The sequence below is a fragment of the Nocardiopsis sp. M1B1 genome, from assembly GCF_052466615.1.
This window is the reverse complement of the sequence record NZ_CP196194.1, coordinates 1748917-1772279: the sequence shown is the minus strand read 5'-3', so window position 1 is coordinate 1772279 and position 23363 is coordinate 1748917. Positions and strand designations below refer to the sequence as shown.

Annotated in this window: 15 protein-coding genes; 10 read left to right on the top strand and 5 right to left on the bottom strand. The window is 72.2% G+C overall.

Features of this window, described 5'->3' with window-relative positions:
* Positions 1–23 precede the first annotated feature (23 nt).
* Together hemW and ACSTA4_RS07665 are read right to left on the bottom strand one after the other, a co-directional pair.
* Complete coding sequence (gene hemW / locus ACSTA4_RS07670) at positions 24–1256, bottom strand: radical SAM family heme chaperone HemW (protein ID WP_248774007.1); 1233 nt, start codon at positions 1254–1256, stop codon at positions 24–26.
* 167 nt (positions 1257–1423) lie between these two features.
* Complete coding sequence (locus tag ACSTA4_RS07665; protein ID WP_444962959.1) at positions 1424–2497, bottom strand: LacI family DNA-binding transcriptional regulator; 1074 nt, start codon at positions 2495–2497, stop codon at positions 1424–1426.
* Between the two features lie 96 nt (positions 2498–2593).
* Here ACSTA4_RS07665 and ACSTA4_RS07660 point away from each other — a divergent pair, with 96 nt between their 5' ends.
* The 4 genes from ACSTA4_RS07660 to ACSTA4_RS07645 all read left to right on the top strand — a co-directional run bounded on the left by ACSTA4_RS07660 (position 2594) and on the right by ACSTA4_RS07645 (position 8923).
* Positions 2594–4195: a glycoside hydrolase family 13 protein gene (locus ACSTA4_RS07660; RefSeq protein WP_444962958.1), complete on the top strand. Its 1602-nt coding sequence runs from the start codon at positions 2594–2596 to the stop codon at positions 4193–4195.
* 968 nt (positions 4196–5163) lie between these two features.
* On the top strand, positions 5164–6408 hold the full coding sequence (locus ACSTA4_RS07655) for a sugar ABC transporter substrate-binding protein (protein WP_444962957.1): 1245 nt from the start codon (positions 5164–5166) through the stop codon (positions 6406–6408).
* A 2-nt stretch (positions 6409–6410) separates the two neighbouring features.
* Complete coding sequence (locus tag ACSTA4_RS07650) at positions 6411–8018, top strand: ABC transporter permease subunit (protein ID WP_444962956.1); 1608 nt, start codon at positions 6411–6413, stop codon at positions 8016–8018.
* Positions 8018–8923 (top strand): sugar ABC transporter permease, encoded by a 906-nt coding sequence (locus ACSTA4_RS07645; protein ID WP_248774002.1) that lies wholly within the window; start codon positions 8018–8020, stop codon positions 8921–8923. Before ACSTA4_RS07650 ends, ACSTA4_RS07645 begins: the two co-directional genes overlap by 1 nt.
* Before the next feature lie 79 nt (positions 8924–9002).
* Here the strand turns inward: ACSTA4_RS07645 and lepA are convergent, their stop codons facing one another.
* Complete coding sequence (gene lepA / locus ACSTA4_RS07640; protein WP_212641006.1) at positions 9003–10844, bottom strand: translation elongation factor 4; 1842 nt, start codon at positions 10842–10844, stop codon at positions 9003–9005.
* Positions 10845–11131: 287 nt separating this feature from the next.
* On the opposite strand from lepA, the gene ACSTA4_RS07635 reads away from it, so the two are divergent.
* From ACSTA4_RS07635 to holA, 5 genes are all read left to right on the top strand, one after another.
* A complete protein-coding gene (locus ACSTA4_RS07635) occupies positions 11132–12106 on the top strand; it encodes a hypothetical protein (RefSeq protein ID WP_444962955.1) in 975 nt (324 codons plus the stop codon).
* A gap of 348 nt (positions 12107–12454) precedes the next feature.
* Positions 12455–12724: a 30S ribosomal protein S20 gene (gene rpsT / locus ACSTA4_RS07630; protein WP_013151741.1), complete on the top strand. Its 270-nt coding sequence runs from the start codon at positions 12455–12457 to the stop codon at positions 12722–12724.
* An 843-nt stretch (positions 12725–13567) separates the two neighbouring features.
* Positions 13568–14548, top strand: a complete 981-nt coding sequence (locus tag ACSTA4_RS07625; RefSeq protein ID WP_444962954.1) for a helix-hairpin-helix domain-containing protein — start codon at positions 13568–13570, stop codon at positions 14546–14548.
* A 6-nt stretch (positions 14549–14554) separates the two neighbouring features.
* A complete protein-coding gene (locus ACSTA4_RS07620) occupies positions 14555–16900 on the top strand; it encodes a ComEC/Rec2 family competence protein (RefSeq protein WP_444962953.1) in 2346 nt (781 codons plus the stop codon).
* Positions 16901–17101: 201 nt separating this feature from the next.
* Positions 17102–18064 carry a DNA polymerase III subunit delta gene (holA, locus tag ACSTA4_RS07615; RefSeq protein WP_248773999.1) on the top strand — a complete coding sequence of 321 codons (963 nt, stop codon included), beginning with the start codon at positions 17102–17104 and terminating at the stop codon, positions 18062–18064.
* Between the two features lie 42 nt (positions 18065–18106).
* Here the strand turns inward: holA and ACSTA4_RS07610 are convergent, their stop codons facing one another.
* Positions 18107–19315: an amidohydrolase family protein gene (locus ACSTA4_RS07610; protein ID WP_248773998.1), complete on the bottom strand. Its 1209-nt coding sequence runs from the start codon at positions 19313–19315 to the stop codon at positions 18107–18109.
* Between the two features lie 442 nt (positions 19316–19757).
* Positions 19758–21296, bottom strand: coding sequence for a GTPase HflX (hflX, locus tag ACSTA4_RS07605; protein WP_444962952.1), 1539 nt, complete (start codon positions 21294–21296; stop codon positions 19758–19760).
* A gap of 330 nt (positions 21297–21626) precedes the next feature.
* Here hflX and aceB point away from each other — a divergent pair, with 330 nt between their 5' ends.
* A complete protein-coding gene (gene aceB, locus ACSTA4_RS07600; RefSeq protein WP_444962951.1) occupies positions 21627–23231 on the top strand; it encodes a malate synthase A in 1605 nt (534 codons plus the stop codon).
* The last annotated feature ends 132 nt before the right edge of the window (positions 23232–23363 follow it).

Here is a 23363-nt window from a genome sequence, read left to right as displayed (position 1 = left end):
TGTCCGTGCCCTGGCGGAGGGGCTCAGGTGAGGTCGCGCACCACGGCGTCGGCGAGCAGGCGCCCGCGCAGGGTGAGGGCCGCGCGGCCCTCCTCGTGGGCGTCCGCGTCCAGCAGGCCCTCGGCGACGGCCCGCTTGGCCGCGTCGCGGCCGTGCGGTTCGAGCAGGTCCAGGGGGCACCCGCCCTCCACGCGCAGCTCCAGCAGGACGCGCTCGAAGCGGCGCTCCTCCTCGGTGAGCACCTCGCGGGCCAGGCCGGGGCTGTGCCCGGCGGCCAGCCGGGCGGCGTAGGCGGCCGGGTGCTTGACGTTCCACCAGCGGGTGCCGCCCACGTGGCTGTGCGCGCCCGGCCCCACTCCCCACCAGTGGCCGCCGGTCCAGTACAGGAGGTTGTGCCTGCTGCGGCCCTGCTCGGTACGCGCCCAGTTGGACACCTCGTAGGCGCTGAACCCGGCCGCGGTGAGGACCTCCTCAGCCATGAGGTAGCGGTCGGCCATCGTGTCGTCGTCGGGCTCGGCGAGTTCGCCCCGGCGCACGCGGGCGGCCAGGCGGGTGCCCTCCTCGACGATGAGCGAGTAGGCCGAGACGTGGTCGGGTCCGGCGGAGACCGCGGCCTCCAGGGAGGCCCGCCAGTCCTCGTCGCCCTCCCCGGGAGTGCCGTAGATCAGGTCGAGGTTGACGTGCTCGAACCCGGCCCGCCGCGCCCACTCCACGCACTGCTCGGGGCGTCCGGGCGTGTGGCCGCGCTCCAGCACCCGCAGCACGTGCTCGCGGGCGCTCTGCATGCCGAAGGACACGCGGGTGAACCCGGCCTCGCGCAGCCGCGCGAGGTAGTCGGGGGTGACCGTCTCGGGGTTGGCCTCGGTGGTCAGCTCGGCGTCGGGCGTGAACCCGAAGCGCTCGCGCACGGCGGCGACCACGCGGCCCAGGTCCTCGGCCGAGAGCAGGGTGGGCGTGCCGCCGCCGACGAACAGCGTGCTGACCGGCGGCCGCTCCCCCGTCAGGACCCGGTCGGCCAGCGCGACCTCCGCGATCGCCTGGTCGGCGTAGGTCTCGCGGGAGGCGGTGGCGGTGCCGTCGCGGGAGACCAGTTCCTCGGCCGTGTAGGTGTTGAAGTCGCAGTAACCGCAGCGGGTGACGCAGAAGGGCACGTGGACGTAGAACCCGAGGGGCCGCCCGCCGAGTTCGGCGAGGGACGGCCCGGGCAGTTCGCCGGTGCTCGGTACGGGATCGCCGTCGAGGGCAACGGAAGGCATGCCTCCAGTGTCGCCGACCGGCAGGTGTGCCCTGGTCCCCCGCGTCGGACGCGGGGGCTCGGGGGCGTGGTGCGGGTTCGGGGGTCGGGAGGCGGGGGTACGGGATCGGGGGACGGAGAACGGGGCGCGGGGATCGGGTGGTGAGGGCCGTGGGGAGGAGCGCCCGGTCAGACCCTGGGGCGCTCCGCCCGGGCGTGCGCGGGGGCGGTGTCGACCCGGGTGAGGGGGGCGTGGTTCCTGGCGGGGGCGATGGCGGTGGAGCCGCGGACGACCAGCTCGGGGTCGAAGACGTACTCGGTGTGGGATACGGGGTGTCCGGCGATCTCGTCGCACAGGGCGCGCACGGCGGCCAGCGCCATGGCGTTGACCGGCTGTCTGACGGTGGTCAGCGGGGGGTCGGTGAAGGCGATGAGCTGGGAGTCGTCGAAGCCCACCACCGAGAAGTCCCGGGGGACGCTCAGGCCGCGCTGGCGGGCGGCGCGGATGGCGCCCAGGGCCATCATGTCCGAGCCGCAGACCATGGCGGTGACGCCGCGTTCGATCAACCGGGTGGCGGCGGCGTGTCCGCCCTCCACGCCGAACAGCGACAGCTCCACGAGGTCCTCACCGTCCAGGCCGTGCTGCGCCAGGGCCCGGTGGTAACCGTCGAGCTTGCGGCGGACCGGGACGTAGCGCTCGGGGCCGCTGGTGAAGCCGATACGGGTGTGGCCGAGGGCGACCAGGTGGTTGACCGCCAGGTGCCCGGCCTCCCGGTCGTCGCAGGAGATGAAGGCGGCGGGAATGGCGTCGGCGTACCCGTTGACCAGCACGATCGGGAGTCTGCGCGAGACCAGGGCGTGGTAGCGCTCGTGGGGGGCGGTGGTGTCGGCGTGGCGCCCGGAGACGAAGAGGATGCCGGAGACGTTGCGCTCCAACAGCAGCTCCACGTACTCGTCCTCCGTTATCCCGCCGGGGGTCTGGGTGCACAGCACCGGCGTGTACCCGCGCTGGGCGAGCGCCCCCTCGGCCGCCTGGGCGAACATCGGGAAGACGGGGTTCTCCAGCTCGGGTATGACCATGCCGACCAGTCCCGCGGAGCGCTGCCGCAGCCGGGCGGGGCGCTCGTAGCCGAGGACGTCCAGCGCCGTCAGGACGGCCTTGCGGGTGTCGCTGCCGACGCCCGGCTTGTCGTTGAGCACCCGCGAGACGGTGGCCTCGCTGACGCCTGCGTGCCGCGCGATGTCGGCAAGTCGTGGACCCATGGGCGCAACTCTAGTCGAGATCGTCGTCACATGGCCGAAAATTGGCGGTAATCTTGCGCAAGAAATTGCACTCGTCACAGGGAAGGACCCCCGTTGATGGAGCATCAGACGCACTGGTGGCGCGACGCGGCGATCTACCAGATCTACGTCCGCAGCTTCGCCGACTCCAACGGTGACGGCGAGGGCGACCTCGCCGGCATCCGCGAGCGCCTCCCCCACCTGGCCGAACTCGGGGTGGACGCGATCTGGCTGACGCCGTTCTACGTCTCCCCGCTCGCCGACGGCGGTTACGACGTCGCCGACTACCGCGACGTCGACCCCCGTTTCGGGACCCTGGAGGACTTCGACGCCCTCCTGGAGACCGCCCACGGGATGGGCATCCGCCTGATCATCGACGTGGTGCCCAACCACTCCTCGTCCGCCCACCGGTGGTTCAAGGAGGCCGTGGCCGCAGAGCCGGGCGGACACGCCCGCTCGCGGTACGTCTTCCGGGACGGCAAGGGGCCCGACGGGGAGGAGCCGCCGAACAACTGGAAGTCGATCTTCGGCGGCCCAGCCTGGACCCGCCTCAAGCGGCCCGACGGCACCCCCGAGCAGTGGTACCTGCACCTGTTCGACCCCGAGCAGCCCGACTTCGACTGGACCAACCAGGAGGTGCACGACGAGTTCGACGACGTGCTGCGCTTCTGGCTGGACCGGGGCGTGGACGGGTTCCGCATCGACGTCGCGCACGGCATGGTCAAGGACCCGGCGATGCCCGACATCGCCGAGGACGCCAAGGCCGACATGCTCGACGGCAGCACCTCGCTGCCCTACTTCGACCAGGACGGCGTGCACGAGATCTACCGCCGCTGGGCGCGGATCGCCGCCGAGTACCCGGGCGACCGCGCCCTGGTGGCCGAGGCCTGGGTGGAGGACGCCCAGCGGGTGGCCCGCTACCTGCGCCCGGACGAGCTGCACCAGGCGTTCAACTTCGAGTACCTGACCGCGCCGTGGGACGCCGGGCGCCTGCGCGAGGTCATCGACGTGTCCCTGGCCGCCAACAGCGCGGTGGGCGCGACGACCACGTGGGTGCTGTCCAACCACGACGTGACCCGCCACGTGACCCGCTTCGGCGGCGGCGAGCAGGGGCTGCGCCGTGCGCGCGCGGCGACGCTGCTGATGCTGGGCCTGCCGGGTTCGGTGTACCTGTACCAGGGCGAGGAGCTGGGGCTGCCCGAGGTCACCGACCTGCCCGAGGACTCGTTGCAGGACCCGACCTGGGAGCGTTCGGGGCGCACCGACCGCGGCCGGGACGGCTGCCGGGTGCCGCTGCCGTGGGGCGGCGACCAGGCGCCGTACGGGTTCGGCCCCGAGGGCAGCGTTCCGTGGCTGCCGATGCCCCAGGGCTGGGGCGCCCTGTCGCGCGCCGACCAGCGCGGGGTGGAGGGCTCCACGCTGGAGCTGTACACGAAGGCGCTGCGCCTGCGCCGGAAGCTGGACGCGCTCGGCGACGGCTCGATGGCCTGGCTGGACGCGCCCGACGGCGTGCTGTACTTCGAGCGCGAGCCGGGCGTGCGCGTCGCGGTGAACCTCACCGGGGAGGCCGTGGAGCTCGCGGCCGACGGTGAGGTGCTCGTGGCCAGCGGGCCGGCGGGCGAGCCCGCCGGGGGAGCCCTGACGCTGCCCGCCGAGACGGCGGTGTGGCTGCGCGGCTGAGCAGCGGAGTGGATGAAGGGCTGAGCAGCTGGAGGACTGAGCGGCTGAAGGACTGAAGGACTGAGCGGCTGAGCCCGCGCGGGTGGTGCCGGACACGGTGTCCGGCGCCGCCCGCAGTGTGGGTTGGTGTGGTTTGGTGTGGATTTGCACAGGTCAGCACTACCTTGCTGGTGCAGGGACGCTCTACGTCAACCCCCCGAAACCTTCCCACCAGCCCGGGCTCTACGGGTGCCTGGTCGCTGACGCAGCGACGCTCTACAACGTGCGGACCCCCTACGACGCGCGGTCACGCGCGGGGCTTCATGGTCGCTCTTGGTCTGAACCGTGTACCCCCCACCCCAGATGGCTGAGGGAGATTCCCGGTGGGCGTTCCCACCGGCGACCTCCCGAACCCCTTCGTGACGCCCACCAGACACCTCGAACGACCGGCGCGCAGGGATCTCCTTCGGCAAGTTCGCTGGGCGAACTTGCTCTCAGTCGGTCCCCGCCCCCAGCACTCAACCTCGAAGCCAGAACCCACCACGACCACCCACCCCCCAGGGGCTGACGTGGAACGCGCAACCTCTACGGGTGCCTGGTCACCGTCACCGGCACGCCCTACGCCAACCCCCCAGGGGTGAACGGCCACAGGGGGTTCTGCCCCAACCCCCTGCGGCGGGCCGCCGTTGGCAGCTCTACGGGTGCCCGGCCGGACCCGAACGGGGTTCGAGTGGTCCGCTACGGCGTGTTCAATGGTGTTACGAAATCGCTGACCATCACATGATCGATCAGCGAACGGTCACCGCGCCGCTACCCAGCGCACGATGTCACGCGCCCGTTTCCGTGGCGTTTCCACATCTTTATGCGGGAGATCCGCAAACTCTTTCAAAGCTTGCAAGTTATTGCTAGCGTCACATCACCACGCATGCCCTCGACGGCCGGAACGCATGCGCGACCCCCTCAGCACGGCCTCCCGGAAGGAAGACAGCATGAGATTCCGCAGCGCACGAGCGGTCACGGGCATCGCCGCGATCGCACTGATGGCGACCGCGTGCAGTGGCGGCGGCGACGAGGGCGGGGAGGCCGCCGCCGAGGGCAGCCTCGTCATCTGGTCCGACCCCGAGCGCGCCGACGCCATCGAGGCGGCAGCCCAGGAGTTCGCCGAGGCCAACGGCATCGAGGTCGAGGTCCAGGGCCTGACCTTCGGCGACATCCAGGGCGACGTGCTCAACGCCCACCAGGCCGGGAACGCCCCCGACGTCTTCATCGGCGCCCACGACTGGACGGGCAACCTGGTGCGCAACGGCGCCGTGCAGCCCATCGAGCTGCCCCAGGACCGCGCCTCCGGCCTGGACGAGACCTCCTTGCAGGCCCTCAACTACGACGGCCAGCTCTTCGGTGTTCCCTACTCCCAGGAGAACATCTTCCTCATGCGCAACACCGACCTGGCGCCGGACGCCCCCGCGACCTTCGAGGAGATGGTCGAGGCCGGCACCGAGCTCAAGGACTCCGGTGAGACCAGCGAGGTCCTGTCCATGGCCGTGGGCCAGGAGGGCGACCCCTACCGCATGAACGCCCTGTTCACCTCCGCGGGCGGCTACCTCTTCGGCCAGGACGAGGAGGGCAACTGGGACCCGACCGACCTGGGCGTGGGCACCGACGAGTCCATCGAGGCCATGGAGAAGGTCGCCGAGTACGGCGAGGCCGGAGAGGGCGTGCTGCGCCGCTCCATCACCCTGGAGAACGACGCCTCCCTGTTCTACGAGGGCGAGGCCCCCTTCTTCGTCGCGGGCCCGTGGAACGTCGCCGACGCCAACGAGGCGGGCGTCAACTACGAGATCAGCCCCATCCCCGGCTTCGAGGGCGAGGAGCCCGCCAGCCCCTACATCGGCTACCAGGCGTTCTTCGTCACCGAGGGCAGCGCCAACAGCGCCCTGGCCCAGGAGTTCGTGACCAACTACGTCACCGACACCGACTTCGTCCTCAGCCTCTACGAGGCCGACCCCCGCATGCCGGTGCAGACCGAGGCCCTGGAGAGCGTCTCGGCCGACGACCCCGCCATCGCCGCGATCTCCGAGGCCGGGGCCGAGGGCATGCCGATGCCCTCCATCCCGGAGATGGGCGAGACGTGGGAGCCGCTCGGCATCGCCCAGGCCGCCGTCGTCGCCGGTGAGGACGTGCGCGAGGCCATGGAGGCCGCCCACGAAACGATCGCCTCGCAGATCGGCGAGTAGCGGTGGCGTCCAACAAGACAGCGGGCGCTCCCTCACCGGGGGCGCCCGCCCGCACGCCCCTGCCGGGCGGCCGGTTCGCCGGGAACGGTTCACTGGCCGGGCAGCTGGTCAAGATCGCCCTGCTGGGCCTGTTCACCGCCCTGGGCGTGTGGGCGGTGCTGCCCCTGTACGTGGCGGGCAACTGGTGGGGCATCGGCCTGGTCGTGGCCGTGGTCGGCCTCGTCTACTGGGTCTACCTGTCCAAGCGCACCGTCCCGGCCAAGTACCTGGTCCCGGGCGTGCTGTTCCTGACCGCCTTCCAGATCCTGCCGGTGCTCTACACGATGAGCACCTCGGTGACCAACCTCAGCGACGGCCACCGGGGCGACAAGGAACAGGCCATCGCCTCCATCGAGGCCTACTCGGTGAGCAGTCCGGACGGGGCCGAGGAGTACACCCTGACCGTGGCGGTCACCGGCTCGCCCGAGACCGGTGAGCTGGCCTTCCTGCTCACCGACCCCGAGGGACAGGCCTACGCCGGAACCGAGGAGGGGCTCACCGAGCTCGACGGCGCGACCGTGGAGCCCTCGGGCAAGATCACCGAGGCCTTCGGGTACACGATCCTGTCCCCCACCCAGGTCAACGCGCGCAGCGACGAGCTCCAGGCGTTCGCGGTGCCCACCGGCAGCGGCACGGGCATCCGCTCCAGCGGCCTGTCCACCGCCTTCGAGGGGACCGCGACCCGCGCCTACGACGCCGGGTGCGACTGCGTCACCGACGCCGAGACCGGGATCGTCTACCACGCGGACAACGAGCGGGGCGCGTTCTACGACGAGGACGGGGAGCGGCTGGCCCAGGGCTGGCAGGTCGGCGTGGGCTTCGACAACTTCGCCCGCTTCCTGTTCAACCCGACCTTCGCGTCGTCGTTCTTCAGCATCCTGGTGTGGAACATCGCCTTCGCCGCCTCCGTCACCTTCCTGGTGTTCGTGGTGGGCCTGGCGATCGCGCTCACCCTGCACGTGCCCAGGCTGCGCGGCAAGGTCGTGTACCGGATCCTGGTGGTCCTGCCGTACGCGATGAGCTCGCTGGCGATGTTCCTGCTGTGGCGGGACATGTTCAACACCGACTTCGGCCTGTTCAACCGGGTGCTCGGCCTGGAGGTGGACTGGCTGGGCGACGCGTGGTCGGCCCGGGCGGCGGTGATCCTGGCCAACGTCTGGCTGGGCTACCCGTACATGTTCCTGGTGGCCACGGGAGCCCTCCAGGCCGTCCCGCGCGAGCTGGGCCAGGCGGCGCAGATCGACGGCGCGGGCCCCTGGCAGGCCTTCCGCAACGTCACCCTGCCGCTTCTGATGGTGGCGATGACGCCGATCCTGGTCTCGACGTTCGCGTTCAACTTCAACAACTTCAACGCGGTGTGGCTGATCAGCCAGGGCGGGCCCTTCTCCCCGGAGAGCCCGACGGCCGGGGCCACCGACCTGCTCATCACCTACACCTACCGGCTCGCCTTCAACGAGGCCACCGCCCAGTACGGGTACGCGGCGGCGCTGTCGGTGATGATCTTCCTGATCGTGTCGGTGATGTCGGTGGTCAGCCTCAGCAGGAGCAAGGCCCTCAAGGAGGTGGACTGATGGCGGTCGCGACCCCGGACGCGGTGCGCGCGCCCCACCGGCGCGGTACCGGAGTCCGTCTGGGCCTGTGGGCCCGCAGATACGGCTGGCGCCACGTGGTGATGCTGCTGGTCGTGGCGTTCGCGCTCTTCCCGGTGCTGTTCGTGGTGTCGGCGGCGCTCAACCCGCTGGGCACGCTGTCCAGCGCGCAGTTGTGGCCGACCGGGGCCAGCTTGGACAACGCCGTGGACCTGTTCAGCAACACCCCTTTCACCACCTGGTACGCGAACTCGCTGTTCTTCGCCTTCACCAACGCCGCCGTGACGGTGCTGCTGTCGGCGCTGGCCGCGTACGCGTTCAGCCGCATGCGCTTCCGGGGTCGCCGGGTGGGGCTGATCGGGCTGCTGGTGATCCAGATGTTCCCGCAGTTCCTGGCGATCGTGGCGATCTACCTGATGTTCTCCACGATCGGCGAGTACTACCCGTCGATCGGCTTCGACACCCGGTGGGGGCTGCTGCTGGTCTACCTGGGCGGCGCGCTGAGCATCAACACGTGGCTGATGAAGGGCTTCTTCGACACCGTGCCGAAGGAGCTGGACGAGTCCGCGCAGATGGACGGGGCCTCGCACGCGCAGGTGTTCTTCCGGATCATGCTGCCGCTGGTCACGCCGGTGCTGGCGATCGTGGGCCTGCTGGTGTTCATCTCCACCATCAACGAGTTCCTGATGGCGAGCGTGTTCCTGCGCGACACCGACGCCAAGACGCTGGGCCTGGGCCTTTACCAGCTGGTGGCCTCGCAGCGCAACGCGAACTTCGGGATGTTCGCGGTGGGCGCCATCATGCTGTCCCTGCCCACCCTCGCGGTGTTCTGGTTCCTCCAGCGCTACATCACCGAGGGCCTGACCGCGGGAGCGGTCAAGGGCTGAGCGGGCGGTACCGAGGAGAACGCGGAGGGGGCGCCCCGGCTCGGGGCGCCCCCTCCGTGTCCCCCGCGTGCGGGCGGGACTACTTCTTCTTCTTGTCGTCGGAGCCGCCGGTGTCGGTGGACAGCGCGGAGATGAAGGCCTCCTGAGGCACCTCGACCCGGCCGACCATCTTCATCCGCTTCTTGCCCTCCTTCTGCTTCTCCAGCAGCTTGCGCTTACGGCTGATGTCGCCGCCGTAGCACTTGGAGAGCACGTCCTTGCGGATGGCGCGGATGTTCTCGCGGGCGATCACCCGGGCGCCGATGGCGGCCTGGATGGGCACCTCGAACTGCTGCCGGGGGATGAGCTCGCGCAGCTTCTTGGTCATCTCCACGCCGTAGGCGTAGGCCTTGTCCTTGTGCACGATGGCGGAGAAGGCGTCGACGGCCTCGCCCTGGAGCAGGATGTCCACCTTGACCAGGTCGGAGGCCTTCTCGCCGGTGGGCTCGTAGTCCAGTGACGCGTAGCCCTTGGTACGGGACTTGAGGTGGTCGAAGAAGTCGAAGACGATCTCGGCCAGGGGCAGCGTGTAGCGCATCTCCACGCGGTCCTCGGACAGGTAGTCCATACCCTGGAGGTCGCCGCGCCGCTCCTGGCACAACTCCATGATCTGGCCGATGTGGTCGGCGGGGCTGAGCACGGTGGCCTTGACCATGGGCTCGTAGATGGAGTCGATCTTCCCGGCGGGGAACTCGCTGGGGTTGGTCACCACGTGCTCGGTGCCGTCCTCCATGTCCACCCGGTAGATGACGTTGGGGGCGGTGGAGATGAGGTCGAGGTTGAACTCGCGCTCCAGGCGGGCCCGGGTGATCTCCAGGTGCAGCAGGCCCAGGAAGCCGCAGCGGAAGCCGAAGCCCAGAGCCGCGGAGGTCTCCGGCTCGAAGGCCAGGGCGGCGTCGTTGAGCTGGAGCTTCTCCAGGGCGTCGCGCAGCACCGGGTAGTCGGTGCCCTCGATCGGGTACAGGCCCGAGAACACCATGGGCTTGGGCTCGCGGTACCCGGACAGCATCTCGGTCGCGGGCCGGTTGAGGGAGGTGATGGTGTCACCGACCTTGGACTGGCGCACGTCCTTGACGCCGGTGATGATGTAGCCGACCTCTCCCACCCCCAGTCCGTCGCACTTGGTGGGCTCGGGTGAGCTGACGCCGATCTCCAGGATCTCGTGCGAGGCGCGGGTGGACATCATCTGGATGCGCTCGCGCGGGCTGAGCTTGCCGTCGATCACCCGGACGTAGGTGACCACGCCCCGGTAGGTGTCGTAGACCGAGTCGAAGATCATCGCGCGGGCCGGGGCGTCGGCGTCGCCGACGGGCTGCGGGATCTGGTTGACGATCTCGTTGAGGAGCTCTTCGACGCCCTCGCCCGTCTTGGCGCTGACCTTGAGCACGTCGGAGGGCTCGCAGCCGATGATCCCGGCCAGCTCCTCGGCGTACTTCTCCGGCTGCGCGGCCGGGAGGTCGATCTTGTTGAGCACCGGGATGATGGTGAGGTCGTTCTCCAGGGCCATGTACAGGTTGGCCAGGGTCTGCGCCTCGATGCCCTGCGCGGCGTCCACCAGCAGGACGGCGCCCTCGCAGGCGGCCAGGGAGCGCGAGACCTCGTAGGTGAAGTCGACGTGCCCGGGGGTGTCGATGAGGTCGAGCGTGTAGGTCCGGTCGTCGAGGGCGGTGAAGGGGATGCGCACCGCCTGCGACTTGATGGTGATGCCGCGCTCGCGCTCGATGTCCATGCGGTCCAGGTACTGGGCGCGCATCTGGCGGTCCTCGACGACACCGGTGATCTGGAGCATCCGGTCGGCCAGCGTCGACTTGCCATGGTCGATGTGCGCGATGATGCAGAAGTTGCGGATCAGCGCGGGATCGGTCCAGTTCGGCTGTGCCACCGTGCTCCGTTCACAGGTCGGGTCCGGGTCGTGTGCGCCTAGCGGCGGTGTCGCCCCGCCGCGGCGGAGGCCGACGGCGTCGTCCATCATCCCACGGCGGCCGGGTGCCCTCTCTCGGTGACGGCAGCGGCCCGTGCGGCAGTATGGGGCGCGGGTCTGGTGTCCAGATTATGTGACCCGGGACCGGGAACGGGCCGCGCGGGCGGGCACCGGGCGCGCGACGCCGCCGTTGGGGGCGGTGGCGGGCGGGGAGCGCCCGCGGTCCGGGACGTGGGAGGAGCGGGCGGTTGAAGTGGCTGTTGACACGGTTGCTGGCGGGTGTGGCCGCGATCGCGGTCGTGGTGGTCGGCGCGGGGGCCCTGCTGGCCTTCCAGTTCTCGGGTGAACCGGAGCCGTGGGCGGCCTCGCGGGGCTCCGACGCGGCGTGGGTGGGCTCCTGGGAGGACACCGGCCCCCTGGCGCGGGTGCTCGACACCGGCGGGGTGGACACGGTGTACGTGTACGCGGGCGAGATCGACGCCGAGGGCGCGGTCGAGCGGGTGGAGGACACCGGCGCCCTGCTGTCCTGGCTGGAGCGGGAGTACCCCGACGTGCGCGCGCTGGCGTGGCTGCGGCACGTGGAGAGCGGGTCCTCGCTGCTGAGGGACCAGCTCGACGAACAGGCCCGCGCGGCGCTCGCCCCGGCGGTCGCCGAGGTGGCCGCGGACGGGTTCGCGGGCGTGCACCTGGAGATCCGCCCGGTGACCGTGAACGACCCGTCGATGCCCACGCTCGTGTCGATGGTGCGTGAGGAACTGGGCGAGGAACCCGTGCTGTCGGTGCAGGCCCACCACGTGGAGCTGGTACCGGGCGGACGGGTGCCCTCCTTCGTCATGGAGCGCGGGGAGAAGTACTGGTCCAAGGGCTACCTGGACCGGGTGACCGAGCACGCCGACGAGGTGGTGCTGCCGGGCGTGGGCGCGGGAATGCCCGGCGACGCGCTGTACGGCGGGTTCATGGTGCGGCAGGTGACCGAGGCGGTGACGGCCCTGCGCGCGCACGAGGGCGTGGCGGTGCGGTTCGGGCTGCCCACGTACGGCGATGGCGAGTGGGCCCCGGAGGAGTCCGACGAGTCGTTGACGACCGCGCTGGAGGCCGTCCGGCTGGGCGTGACCGAGGCCGAGCCGCCGGAGGGGATGACCCTGGGGGTGGCCTTCTACCTGGGGGACGAGGCGACCGAGGAGGACGTGGCGGCCTACACGGAGGGGTGGCTGCTGTCCTGAGCGGCGCTCCCCGAAGACCCGTGGGCGGGGCGGTGGAGTCGTCGCCGCCGCTCTGGCCACCGGCCCGCATGCATACCGCATGGAACCACCACGGTGCGCAGAAAACCCCAGAAATGCCTTCCGAGTTCCATAACGGGCATCCATGGGGCGCACGTGGTGCCTGAGCGGTACCCCGTGTGAGGCATACTGGAAGTCCGTGTCTCGGACTTCCACATTGGCCTCGGGCCCTGTGGACTCACACACCCTGCGTCGGCGCCCACGCCGGCCCCTCGCGGAACGGCTGCCCGCGGGTCGGGCCGCCTGGTCCGGTCGGCGCGATGACCAAGATCAACTGGAGCACGTTTTCGCATGGCGAACATCAAGTCGCAGAAGAAGCGCATTCGGCAGAACGAGAAGGCTCGTGTCCGCAACCAGGCGGTGCGCTCCTCGCTGAAGACGGCCGTCCGCAAGTTCCGTGAGGCTGCCGAGGCCGGGGACGTCGAGAAGGCCACCGTCGCCCAGCGCGCCGCCGCTCGCGCGCTGGACAAGGCCACCAGCAAGGGCGTCATCCACCAGAACCAGGCCGCGAACCGCAAGAGCGCGATCGCCAAGCGTCTGCACTCCCTGCAGTCCGCCTGAGACTGAGGCTCGACCCGGCCCGGTGCGCGCGCACCGGGCCGGGTTTTTTCGTGCGCCCGGCCTCGTCCCCCGCCGCCGTCCGCGCGGGTCGAGGAGGCCCGGACGAGGGTTGTCCACAGCCTGGAATCGGCTGCTGACACAGCGTTCCCGGCTTCCTAACGTGGCCTTATGACTGTTCAGCGCCGCAACCGGCGCCACTCCCCCTCGACCGACCAGCAGGACCGACTCCGCGCGCTCACCCTGGACGCCTCGCCCGCCGCCCGGCGCCTGCGCGCGCGTATCCCCCGCTCGCACCCGCGACCCGCGCCGCCTCCCCCCGGTGTCCCGCCGATCCCGAGCGCGCCGTACGCGGTGGCCGGGACGCACGCCCCGTACCGGTCGGCGGCGTCCGACGGCGCGCCCCGCCCGGAGGGCACAGGCCGCCCCGGGGCCGCTTCGCGCGGGGGTCCGGCCACCGGACCTCGGCGGCCGCCCGCTCCCGAGGACACCGTGGCCCGGACTCCTGCCATAGAGCAGCGGGACGGGAACGCCTCCGGTGGCCGCCGGAACCGGGCCAGGCCGGACGCCCCGGGGGCGACCGTCCCCGGGGAGGAAGGCCGCTTCTCGGCCGGGCCCGCCCGGGGTCCATCCGGAAGGCGGCGGACCCAGGGAAGTGCCGAGGCCGGTACCCGTCGTCATCCGGACACGCCGCTCACTCCCGACACGGGCCCCGTTCCCTCGGAGGCCTGGCCCGAGCGCCACCCCGACGACCTGCTCGGCGTGACCGTTCCTCCGCGCCCCTCTCCGGCCGGGTCGTCGGCGGCGCGGAATCCGTCCGGGGAGGACCGAACCGGGAAGGCGACGGTGACCGCCCCACGGACGCCGGAAGGCAGCCGGGACGGGCAGGCGACCGTGCCCCTACCGCGGACCTCCGGGGAGGTCCGGGACGGAAGGTCCGCGGGGTCCGCGAAGCGGGCCTCCGGGGAGGACCCGGACCGCGGAACCGTCCCGTTCGCCCGACGTGTCGGCGCGTCGGAGGGCGCGCCCGGTCCGGACCCGTGGCCCGACCCGGCAGGGGGACGGCACCGGCGCCCGGAGCGCCCGCCGTCGGGGTACGCGGAGTTCGACCCCGAGCCCTCCGACTCGCTCCTGGAACGGCTGGCCCGGCGGTGGCCACCCCGGGCGGCGCTGTCCCGGCGGGCGGTCATCGTCCTGGCCGTGCTGGGCGCCCTGGCCGTCGTACTGGTGCTGACGCTGTACCACCGGCCGACCACGGTGCCCGCCCCCGAGATGGTCACCCGTGCCGCGCCCGCGCCCGTACCCGCGGCGGAGGGCGACAACGCGCAGTCCCCGGCGCGGGAGGCGGGGACGGCGGCCGGGGGCGCGGACACCGGGGAGGCCGGGGGCGCGGCTCCGGAGGAGGACCTCGTGGTGCACGTGGGCGGTGAGGTGTCCGACCCCGGGCTGTACACGCTCCCTTCGGGGTCGCGGGTGGCCGACGCCGTGGAGGAGGCCGGTGGCGCGCTGCCCGACGCCGACCTCGACCTGCTCAACCTGGCCCGCCCCCTGGTCGACGGCGAACAGGTCCTGGTGGGCGTCCCCGTGCCCGCGGGCGCGGGCGTCACCGAAGGCGGCCCCCAGGGCACCGGAGGGCTGGTGGACATCAACCGGGCGGACCGGGCCTTACTGGAGACCCTGCCCGGGATCGGCACGGTGATCGCCGACAACATCGTCTCCTACCGCGAGGAGCACGGCCCCTTCCGCAGCGTCGACGACCTGCTCGACGTGGACCGGATCGGCGACAAGATCCTCGCCGACCTCGAACCCCACGTGACGGTGGGGTGAGCGGCGGTGACCACATGGCTGGGGACGGACGCCTACGGACTGGACAAGCCGCCCGACCTGCGCCTGCTGGCGCCCGCGGCGACGGCCTGGCTGGCCGCGCTGGCGGCGCTCGCCGTCCCGCCGTGGGCCGCCTGGTCCCTGGCCGGGGTCGCGGGGGCGGGCGCGGCGGTGGCGCTCCTGACGGCCGCGCGTGCGCCCCTGGAGGCGGCGGCGCTCACCGCGGCGGCATCGCTGGCCTGTGTGGCCACGGTGGCGGCGGTGGCCGGTGTGCAGGTGCACCGGGTGGAGCGGAGCGCGGCCAGGGAGGCGGCGGAGCAGGGGCGCGAGGCGGAGTTCGAGGCGGTGGTGACGTCCGATCCGCGTCCGCGGTCGGGGACTCCCCGGCCGGGCAGGGCGGCCTGGGTGATCGACGCCCGTACCGCGTGGGTGCGGTCCGGGGGGACCGAGCGCGTGTCCGCGGCGCCGGTGGTGGTCCTGGCCTCGGAGGAGGACTGGCGCGAACTGCTGCCCGGGCAGACCTTCCGGGCGCGGGGCGTCTTCCTCGGCACGGAGGACGACCCCCTCACCGCCGCCCTGGTCCTGGTACGCGGGCCGCCGGAGGAGGTGGGGCGGCCCGGCGGTCTGCAGAGCTTCGCCGGTCTGGTGCGGGAGCGGCTGCGGGAGGCCTCCTCCGGGCTGTCCCGGCCCGAGGACGGGCTCCTCCCGGCGCTGATCGTCGGCGACGCGTCCGGGGTGCCGCCGGAGACCGCCGAGGACTTCCGGGAGACCGGGATGACGCACCTGCTGACCGTCTCGGGGGCCAACCTGGCGGTGCTCACCGGCTTCGTGCTGGCGGTCTCCCGGCTGCTGCGGGCGCCCCCGTGGTGCTCGGTGGCGGGCGGCGCGGCGGTGATCTGGGTGTTCGTCCTGGTGTGCCGCCCGGAGCCGAGCGTGGTGCGCGCGGCGTTCATGGGATCGCTGGGTCTGCTGGCGCTGGCCACGGGGCGCGCCCACGCGGGGCTCGGTGCGCTGGCCGTCACGGTGGTCGGGGTGCTGTTCGTCGCGCCGGGGTTGGCCGCCTCCTTCGGGTTCGCGCTGTCGGTGCTGGCGACCGCAGGCATCCTGCTTCTGGTGCCGCCGTGGACGCGGGCGTGGTCGGCAGGCCTGCCGCGACCGGTGGCGGAGGCGCTGGCGGTGGCCCTGGCCGCGCAGGTGGCGGTCTCCCCCGTGCTGGTCCTGCTCTCGGGCGAACTGTCGTGGATCGCGGTTCCGGCCAACGTGCTGGCCGCTCCGGTGGTCGCGGCGGTGACGGTGGCGGGGACGGCGGTGGCGGCCCTGGCCCTGGCGTGGCCGGGGGCGGCGGCGGTGGCCGCGCACCTGCCCGGGCTGGGGGTGTCGTGGATCGCGGCGGTGGCCGGTGCGGGCGCGCGTGTTCCGCACGGCGCGCTGGCGTGGCGGTCGGATCTGGTGGGAGGGCTGGTCCTGGCCGCCGTGCTGGCGGCGCTGGTGTTCACGCACGGGCGGTTGCGCCGTGTCGTGGCAGCCGTGGTGGCGGCCGTGGTGCTGCTGGCCCTGGCCGCGCGGTGCGTGCCGGGCGGATGGCCGCCCCCGGGATGGGCGCTGGTGGCGTGCGACGTGGGACAGGGCACCGCGTTCGTGCTGTCGGCGGGCCGGGGCTCGGCGGTGGTCGCCGACACCGGGGAGGACCCGGACAGGGTGGACGACTGCCTGGGGCGGCTGGGGGTGCGCGAGGTCCCACTGCTGATTCTGAGCCACGACCACGCCGACCACGTGGACGGAACGCCCGGGGTGCTGCGGCACCGGAGTGTGGGGGCCGCGCTGGCGCCGCCGGGGTTCGGGGAGAGCGCCACGGGGCGGCTGCTGGCCGACGCCGGGGTGCGGTTGTTGGAGGCCGAACGGGGCCAGCAGCTGAGGGTGGGGACGTGGCTGCTGCGCGTGCTGTGGCCGGAGCCCGGCTTCACGGGCTCGGTGAACGACACTTCGGTGGTGGTCCGGGCGGACGGGACGGCGCTGACGGTGCTGTTGACCGGAGACATCGAGGAGGAGGCGCAGAGAAGGCTGCTGGAGGGACCGGACGCCGACCTGTTGCGGGTGACCGTGCTGGCCGTGCCCCACCACGGGGCGGGGAGCCAGGAACCGGCCTTCCTGGAGGCCACCGCCCCGGTGGTGTCGGTGACCTCGGTGGGCGCGGACAACACCTACGGGCATCCGGCGCCGTTCACGTGGAACATCCTGGAACGGGTGGCGCGGGTGAACCTGCGCACCGACCGGGACGGGGACGTGGCCGTGCTGGACGGCGGCGGTTCCGGTCCCGGGCAGGCCGTGGTGCGCGGGCCCGGCCCCGCGCGGTAGGAGGCGGCGCCCTGGAGAGCGGGGCGGCGGAGGACGGCACGGTAAGGGGGTGGGGGCGCGGGAGGCACCGCGTACGGGGCCGGTCACGGTCGGTGCGGGCGACGGGGGCGGGAGTGCGCCCGCCGACCATGTGCCGGGCGCGTGCCCGCCGGCCGCGCGACGGGCGTCCGGCTGGTCGGTGGGGCGTGGCATCCTCTGTGTATGCCTGCACCCGCCCTGCTCACGATCATCGTCGGGGACGAGGAACTCCTCGTCGACCGGGCCGTCGCCTCCGTCGTCGCGGCGGTCCGCGAGGCCGACCCCGGCGTGGACGTCCACGACCTGCTGCCCGCCCAGGTGGGGATGTCCACGCTCGTCGAGGTGACCTCGCCCTCGTTGTTCGGCGACCGGCGGGTGGTGGTGCTGCGCTCGTCCCAGGACCTGACCAAGGACCTGGCGGCGACCGTCACCGACTACCTCGGGGACCCGGCCGACGACGTCAACCTCGTGCTCACCCACGCGGGTGGCAACAAGGGCAAGGCCCTGCTCCAGGCCGCGGTCAAGGCGGGCGCCCACCGCGTGGACTGCAAGGGGCCGAGCAAGCCCGCCGAGCGGGTGGCCTTCGTCAAGGGCGAGTTCTCCCAGGCGGGGCGCCAGATCACCGCCGACGCCGCGCAGGCGCTGGTGGACGCGGTCGGCAGCGAGCTGCGCGAGATCGCGGCGGCCTGCACCCAGCTGATCGCCGACACCGAGGGCCGGGTGGACGCCGCGGCGGTGGCCAGGTACCACTCCGGCAAGGCGGAGGCCTCGGGGTTCACCGTGGCCGACCGCGCCGTGGAGGGGCGCCTGCCCGAGGCGCTGGAGCAGTTGCGCTGGTCGCTGGCGGTGGGTACCGCCCCGGTGCTGATCAACAGCGCGCTGGCCGGTGCGGTGCGCGGTATCGCCGTGGCCGCCCAGCCGCCGCGCGGCATGTCCGAGGCGGACCTGGCCAAGCGCGCCAAGGTCCCGCCGTGGAAGCTGCGGACCCTGCGTCAGCAGGCGCGGGGGTGGAGCCCGGCGGGGGTCACCCGCGCCATGGCGGTGGTCGCCGAGACCGACGCGCTCATCAAGGGCGCCGGACGCGACCCCGAGTACGCGCTGGAGCGGGCCGTCATCGAGATCGCCCGGGCCCGCGGCAGGCGTTAGCGGTGGTCTCGGAGGGCAGCTTCGGGCGTCGTAGGCGCCGCCTCAGCGGATGGTCCTGCCGCCCTGCCACACCCGCAGGGTGTTGAGGCCCATCGACCAGGCGAAGGCGCCCTCGTGGTCGGCGTCCCACTGGACGAGGTCGGCCAGGCTGCCGGGCGCGAGCACGCCCCGGTCGGTCAGGCCCAGGGCGCGTGCGCTGCCCACCGTGGCGGCGTGCAGGGCCTCCTGCACGGTCATCTCGAACATGGAGATGGCCAGCGAGATCACCAGGGGCATCGACATCGTGCCCGACTGGCCGGGGTTGTGGTCGGTGCCCAGCCCGATGGGCACGCCGTGGTCGAGCAGCGACCGCACCGGCGGGGTGCGGCGCTCGTGCAGCGAGGTCGTCGGGCAGGCCACCACCGGCGTGCGGGTGGCGGCCAGCGCCAGGACGTCCTGCTCGTCGGTCTCGTGCAGCAGGTCCACGGAGGAGCAGCCCATCTCGGCGGCCATGCGCACGGCGCCGTGCCGGGGTCGCGAGCAGGCGTGCAGGGTGGTGCGCAGTCCCGCGGACTGGCCCACCCCCAGCAGCATGCGGGCGTCCTCGGTGGTGAACTGCTGGTTGTCGCAGTACACGTCCACCCCGTCGGCACCGGCCAGCGCGGCGTCGTTGAGCCAGGAGGCGGCGGTGGCCGCGTACTCCCTGGGTCTGCCGAAGAACTCGGGCGGCACCCCGTGCGCGGGGAAGAAGGTGACGTGCAGGCGCGGCATGCCCGGTTCCTCCTCCAGGGAGCGCAGCAGGCGCACGTCGGCCAGTTCGCCGTCCCTGGTCAGGTGGTAGCCGGTCTTGGCCTCCACGGTGGTGGTGCCGGTCAGCACCCAGTGCCGGAGCCGTTCGCGGACCGCGTTGCACAGGGTCCAGGGGTCGGTACCGCGGGTGATGGTGACGGTGGTGGAGACACCGCCCCCGGCCGCGAAGATGTCCCCCTTGGAGGCGCCCTTGGCCCACATGTTGACCTCGGCGTAGCGGTCCCCCGCGTACACCGGGTGGCAGTGGGCGTCGATCAGCCCGGGGGTGATCATGCCGCCGCCGATGTTGACGACGTCGTCGACGTCGGTGAGGTCGTCCACCACGCCCGGGACGCTCTGGGGGAGCTCGGCGGCGGGCCCCACCCAGGCCACCCGGTCGTCGTCCATCAGGAGCGCGGCCTTGGTGATCAGCTCGCTCCCGGTCCACAGCCGACCGATGTTGCTGAGGAGTACCGCCGTCATGGGGTCGTCCGCCCTCGCCGGTCAGGTCAGCCGGTGCGGCTGCGGGACACGGTCGTGGGATACACGGGCGGGCATGGCGACCTCGTATCTGGAGCGGTCCGACGGAGCCGGTGGGGCGGCCTGCGGCCGCCGCGGTGCCGTGACAGTGGCACAGGGGGCGGCTGTCGCGGGACAGCGGCCACTGGCGGCCAGTGCTCCAAAACCGTAGTCCATCCGCGGACTCCGTGTACACCTCCCCGGAAGGACGAATAGGACGGTAACCCGACAAAGGCCGCGGGCACACCGGGCGACCGGTGCCATCGGCGGCCCCGGTGGTCTGGGTGTTCGCGTGCGCCGATCGGACGGGGACGCGTCCGTGCGCCGCCGGGGCCCGTCCCCGGACACGGCGAGGCCGGGGCGCCTATGGGGGCGCCCCGGCCGTGCGCGGCGGACCGCGCGTGCCTCAGGCCGTGCTGGGCGTGTACTCGTCGAGTCTGCCCGCGAGCAGGGCCGGCACGAAGGCGTGGATCGCCGTGCCCTCGGCGGTGTGCTCCTCGCTGAGGATGCGCCCCTCCTCGTGGATCCGGGCGATGAGGTCGCCCCGCGAGTACGGGACGAGCGCCCGGACCTCGTGCGCCAGCTCGGGCAGCGCCGCGGCGACCGCGTCCACCAGCGCGGGCACGCCCTCACCGGTACGGGCCGACACCTCGACCATGTCCGGGTAGCGGGTGCGCAGCGCCTTGAGCACGTCGGGGTCGGCGGCGTCCACCTTGTTGACCACGATGAGCTCGGGCACGTCACCGGCGTCGATGTCGGCGAAGACGTGCCGGACCGCGCTGATCTGGCTCTCGGGGTCGGGGTGGGACCCGTCGACCACGTGCAGGACCAGGTCGGAGTCGGCGACCTCCTCCAGGGTGGAGCGGAAGGCCTCCACGAGCTGGTGCGGCAGGTGCCGGACGAAGCCGACGGTGTCGCTGAGCGTGAACCCGCGGCCGTCGGGCGTGCGGGCCTGGCGCACGGTCGGGTCCAGGGTGGCGAACAGGGCGTTCTCGACCAGGACCCCGGCGCCGGTCAGCCGGTTGAGCAGGCTCGACTTGCCCGCGTTGGTGTACCCGGCGATGGCCACGGACGGCACCGAGCGGGTGCGCCGGACGTCGCGCTTGACGTCGCGGGCGGTGCGCATGTGGGCGAGCTGGCGGCGCAGCTTGGCCATCTTGTCGTTGATGCGTCGGCGGTCGGTCTCGATCTTGGTCTCACCCGGGCCGCGCAGTCCCACGCCGCCGCCCGCGCCACCGCCGCCGGAGCCGCCCGCCTGACGGGACAGGGCGTCACCCCAGCCGCGCAGTCGCGGCAGCAGGTAGCTGAGCTGGGCGAGCTCGACCTGGGCCTTGCCCTCGCTGCTGCGCGCGTGCTGGGCGAAGATGTCCAGGATCAGGGCCGTGCGGTCGATCACCTTGACCTTGACCACGTCCTCCAGCTGGCGCAGCTGGCCGGGCGTGAGCTCCCCGTCGCAGATCACGGTGTCGGCGCCGGTGGCCTCCACGATGTCGCGCAGTTCGGCGGCCTTGCCCTTGCCGACGTAGGTGGCGGGGTCGGGCTTGGAGCGGCGCTGGGTGACCCCCTCCAGCACGAGCGCGCCCGCGGTCTCGGACAGGGCGGCGAGCTCGGTGAGCGAGTTGTCCGCGTCGGCCTGTGAGCCGCTGGTCCACACGCCGATGAGGATGACGCGCTCCAGCCTCAGGGAGCGGTACTCGACCTCGGTGACGTCGGTGAGTTCGGTGGACAGTCCCGGAACCCGGCGCAGCGCGTGGCGCTCGGCGAGTTCCATCTCGCCCTGGTCGGGGGCGTTGTCCGGGTCGTCGTAGCGGTCACCGCCGGTGGCCCTGGCCTCGCGGGACGCGTCGTGTGCGTCGACCCCGTCCCCGACGGTGATCGCCTCGCGGAACGCGTCCTCGGCCTCGTGGCCGTCGTGGACGCTTCCGCGGGTGTCAGCTGTATTCATATCCCTCCAGGTGGGTCAACGTGGCCGCCGCCCCGATTCTTCCCGCGACCGGGCGGTGGCGGGTGCCCTGACGATGGTGGCATCTCGCCTCCGCGCGGGCACCTGAATTATCGCAGGGCACGGCGGGCACGACACTCCATGGGATCCGAGCCGGGTCCCGCGTCCGTCCCGACGACGGGCGCCGACGCCGCGGGAGAAGTTTTCGCGACCTTCCCATCCAGGGAAACTCCCAAGTCAGTGAGACACGCGCGACGTTGACCGTCCGCGAACCGGGCGGTAGCTTCGTTTTCCACATACCAAAAGCTTATTTCGTATTGCGGAAGGTTTTCCATGGGCGCCACGCACGGGGTCGAGATCACCGGCCCCCTCCACGAACGGTTCGACGAGATCCTCACCGAGGACGCCCTCGCCCTCGTCGCCGAACTGCACCGCGCCTTCGAGGCGCGTCGTCAGGAGCTCCTCCAGGCCCGGGTGGCCAGGCAGGAGCAGATCTCGGCCGGGGCCGACCTCGACTTCCTCCCCGAGACCAAGCACATCCGCGAGGACGACAGCTGGCGGGTCGCCCCTCCCGCCCCGGGCATCACGGACCGCCGCGTGGAGATCACCGGCCCCACCGACCGCAAGATGACCATCAACGCGCTCAACTCCGGCGCCAAGGTGTGGCTGGCCGACTTCGAGGACGCCAACACCCCGCTGTGGGAGAACATGATCGGGGGCCAGCTCAACCTGCGCGACGCCCTCGACCGCACCATCGACTTCACCTCCCCCCAGGGCAAGGCCTACGCCCTGAAGGAGGACGGCGAGCTCGCCACCGTCGTCGTCCGCCCGCGCGGCTGGCACCTGGACGAGAAGCACGTCCTCGTGGACGGCGAGCGCGTCAGCGGCGGCCTGCTGGACTTCGCCCTCTACTTCTTCCACTGCGCCCAGCGCCAGATCGACAAGGGCAGGGGCCCCTACTTCTACCTGCCCAAGATGCAGAGCCACCTTGAGGCGCGCCTGTGGAACGACGTCTTCGTCCTGGCCCAGGAGCGCCTGGGCATCCCGCGCGGCACCATCCGCGCGACCTGCCTCATCGAGACCATCCCGGCCGCGTTCGAGATGGAGGAGATCCTCTACGAGCTGCGCGAGCACTCCGCGGGCCTCAACGCGGGCCGCTGGGACTACCTGTTCAGCATCATCAAGACGCACCGCACCCGCGGCCGCAGGTTCCTGCTGCCCGAGCGCAACGCCGTCACGATGACCGCGCCGATGATGCGCGCCTACACCGAACTGCTGGTCAAGACCTGCCACAAGCGCGGCGCCCACGCCATCGGCGGCATGGCGGCCTTCATCCCCTCCCGCAAGGACGAGGAGGTCAACAGGACCGCCTTCGCCAAGGTCCGCGACGACAAGTCCCGCGAGTCCGGCGACGGCTTCGACGGCTCCTGGGTCGCCCACCCGGGCCTGGTCCCGGTGGCCATGGAGGTCTTCGACGGCGTCCTGGGCGAGCGCCCCAACCAGATCGACAAGCAGCGCCCCGAGGTCGAGGTCTCGGCCGAGGACCTGCTGGCCGTGGACAGGACCCCGGGCGGGGTCACCCTCGCGGGCCTGCGCGGCAACGTCAACGTCGCCCTGCAGTACCTGGCGACGTGGATGGGCGGCAACGGCGCGGTGGCCATCCACAACCTCATGGAGGACGCCGCGACCGCCGAGATCTCCCGCTCCCAGGTCTGGCAGTGGCTGCACAACGAAATCACGCTCGACAACGGCCCCAAGGTCACCGCCGACCTCGTTCGGGGGATCATCGACGAGGAGCTCGCCGCCATCCGCGAGCAGTTGGGCGCGGACTTCGACGAGAACCTGTACCAGCAGGCCGGAGAGCTGTTCACCGAGGTGGCCCTGGCCGACGAGTACGTCGACTTCCTGACGCTGCCCGCCTACGAGCGCATGCCCTGACCCGGCACTGATTTCATAACACGGAAGACAACTTCCACTGCACCCCTTGCCCAGGCAAGGGGTGCAGTCGTACGTTCACCTTGCGAGGTCGCGTCCGCGAGCGGGCGGGACCGTCCGTGTCCGCGCAGGTGG

Coding starts and splice junctions, on each gene's coding strand:
- rpsT (WP_013151741.1), top strand. CDS start 12,455: ATGGCGAACATCAAGTCGCAGAAGAAGCGCATTCGGCAGAACGAGAAG.
- hflX (WP_444962952.1), bottom strand. CDS start 21,296: ATGAATACAGCTGACACCCGCGGAAGCGTCCACGACGGCCACGAGGCC.
- holA (WP_248773999.1), top strand. CDS start 17,102: ATGCCTGCACCCGCCCTGCTCACGATCATCGTCGGGGACGAGGAACTC.
- ACSTA4_RS07610 (WP_248773998.1), bottom strand. CDS start 19,315: ATGACGGCGGTACTCCTCAGCAACATCGGTCGGCTGTGGACCGGGAGC.
- ACSTA4_RS07645 (WP_248774002.1), top strand. CDS start 8,018: ATGGCGGTCGCGACCCCGGACGCGGTGCGCGCGCCCCACCGGCGCGGT.
- hemW (WP_248774007.1), bottom strand. CDS start 1,256: ATGCCTTCCGTTGCCCTCGACGGCGATCCCGTACCGAGCACCGGCGAA.
- ACSTA4_RS07660 (WP_444962958.1), top strand. CDS start 2,594: ATGGAGCATCAGACGCACTGGTGGCGCGACGCGGCGATCTACCAGATC.
- ACSTA4_RS07665 (WP_444962959.1), bottom strand. CDS start 2,497: ATGGGTCCACGACTTGCCGACATCGCGCGGCACGCAGGCGTCAGCGAG.
- ACSTA4_RS07655 (WP_444962957.1), top strand. CDS start 5,164: ATGAGATTCCGCAGCGCACGAGCGGTCACGGGCATCGCCGCGATCGCA.
- aceB (WP_444962951.1), top strand. CDS start 21,627: ATGGGCGCCACGCACGGGGTCGAGATCACCGGCCCCCTCCACGAACGG.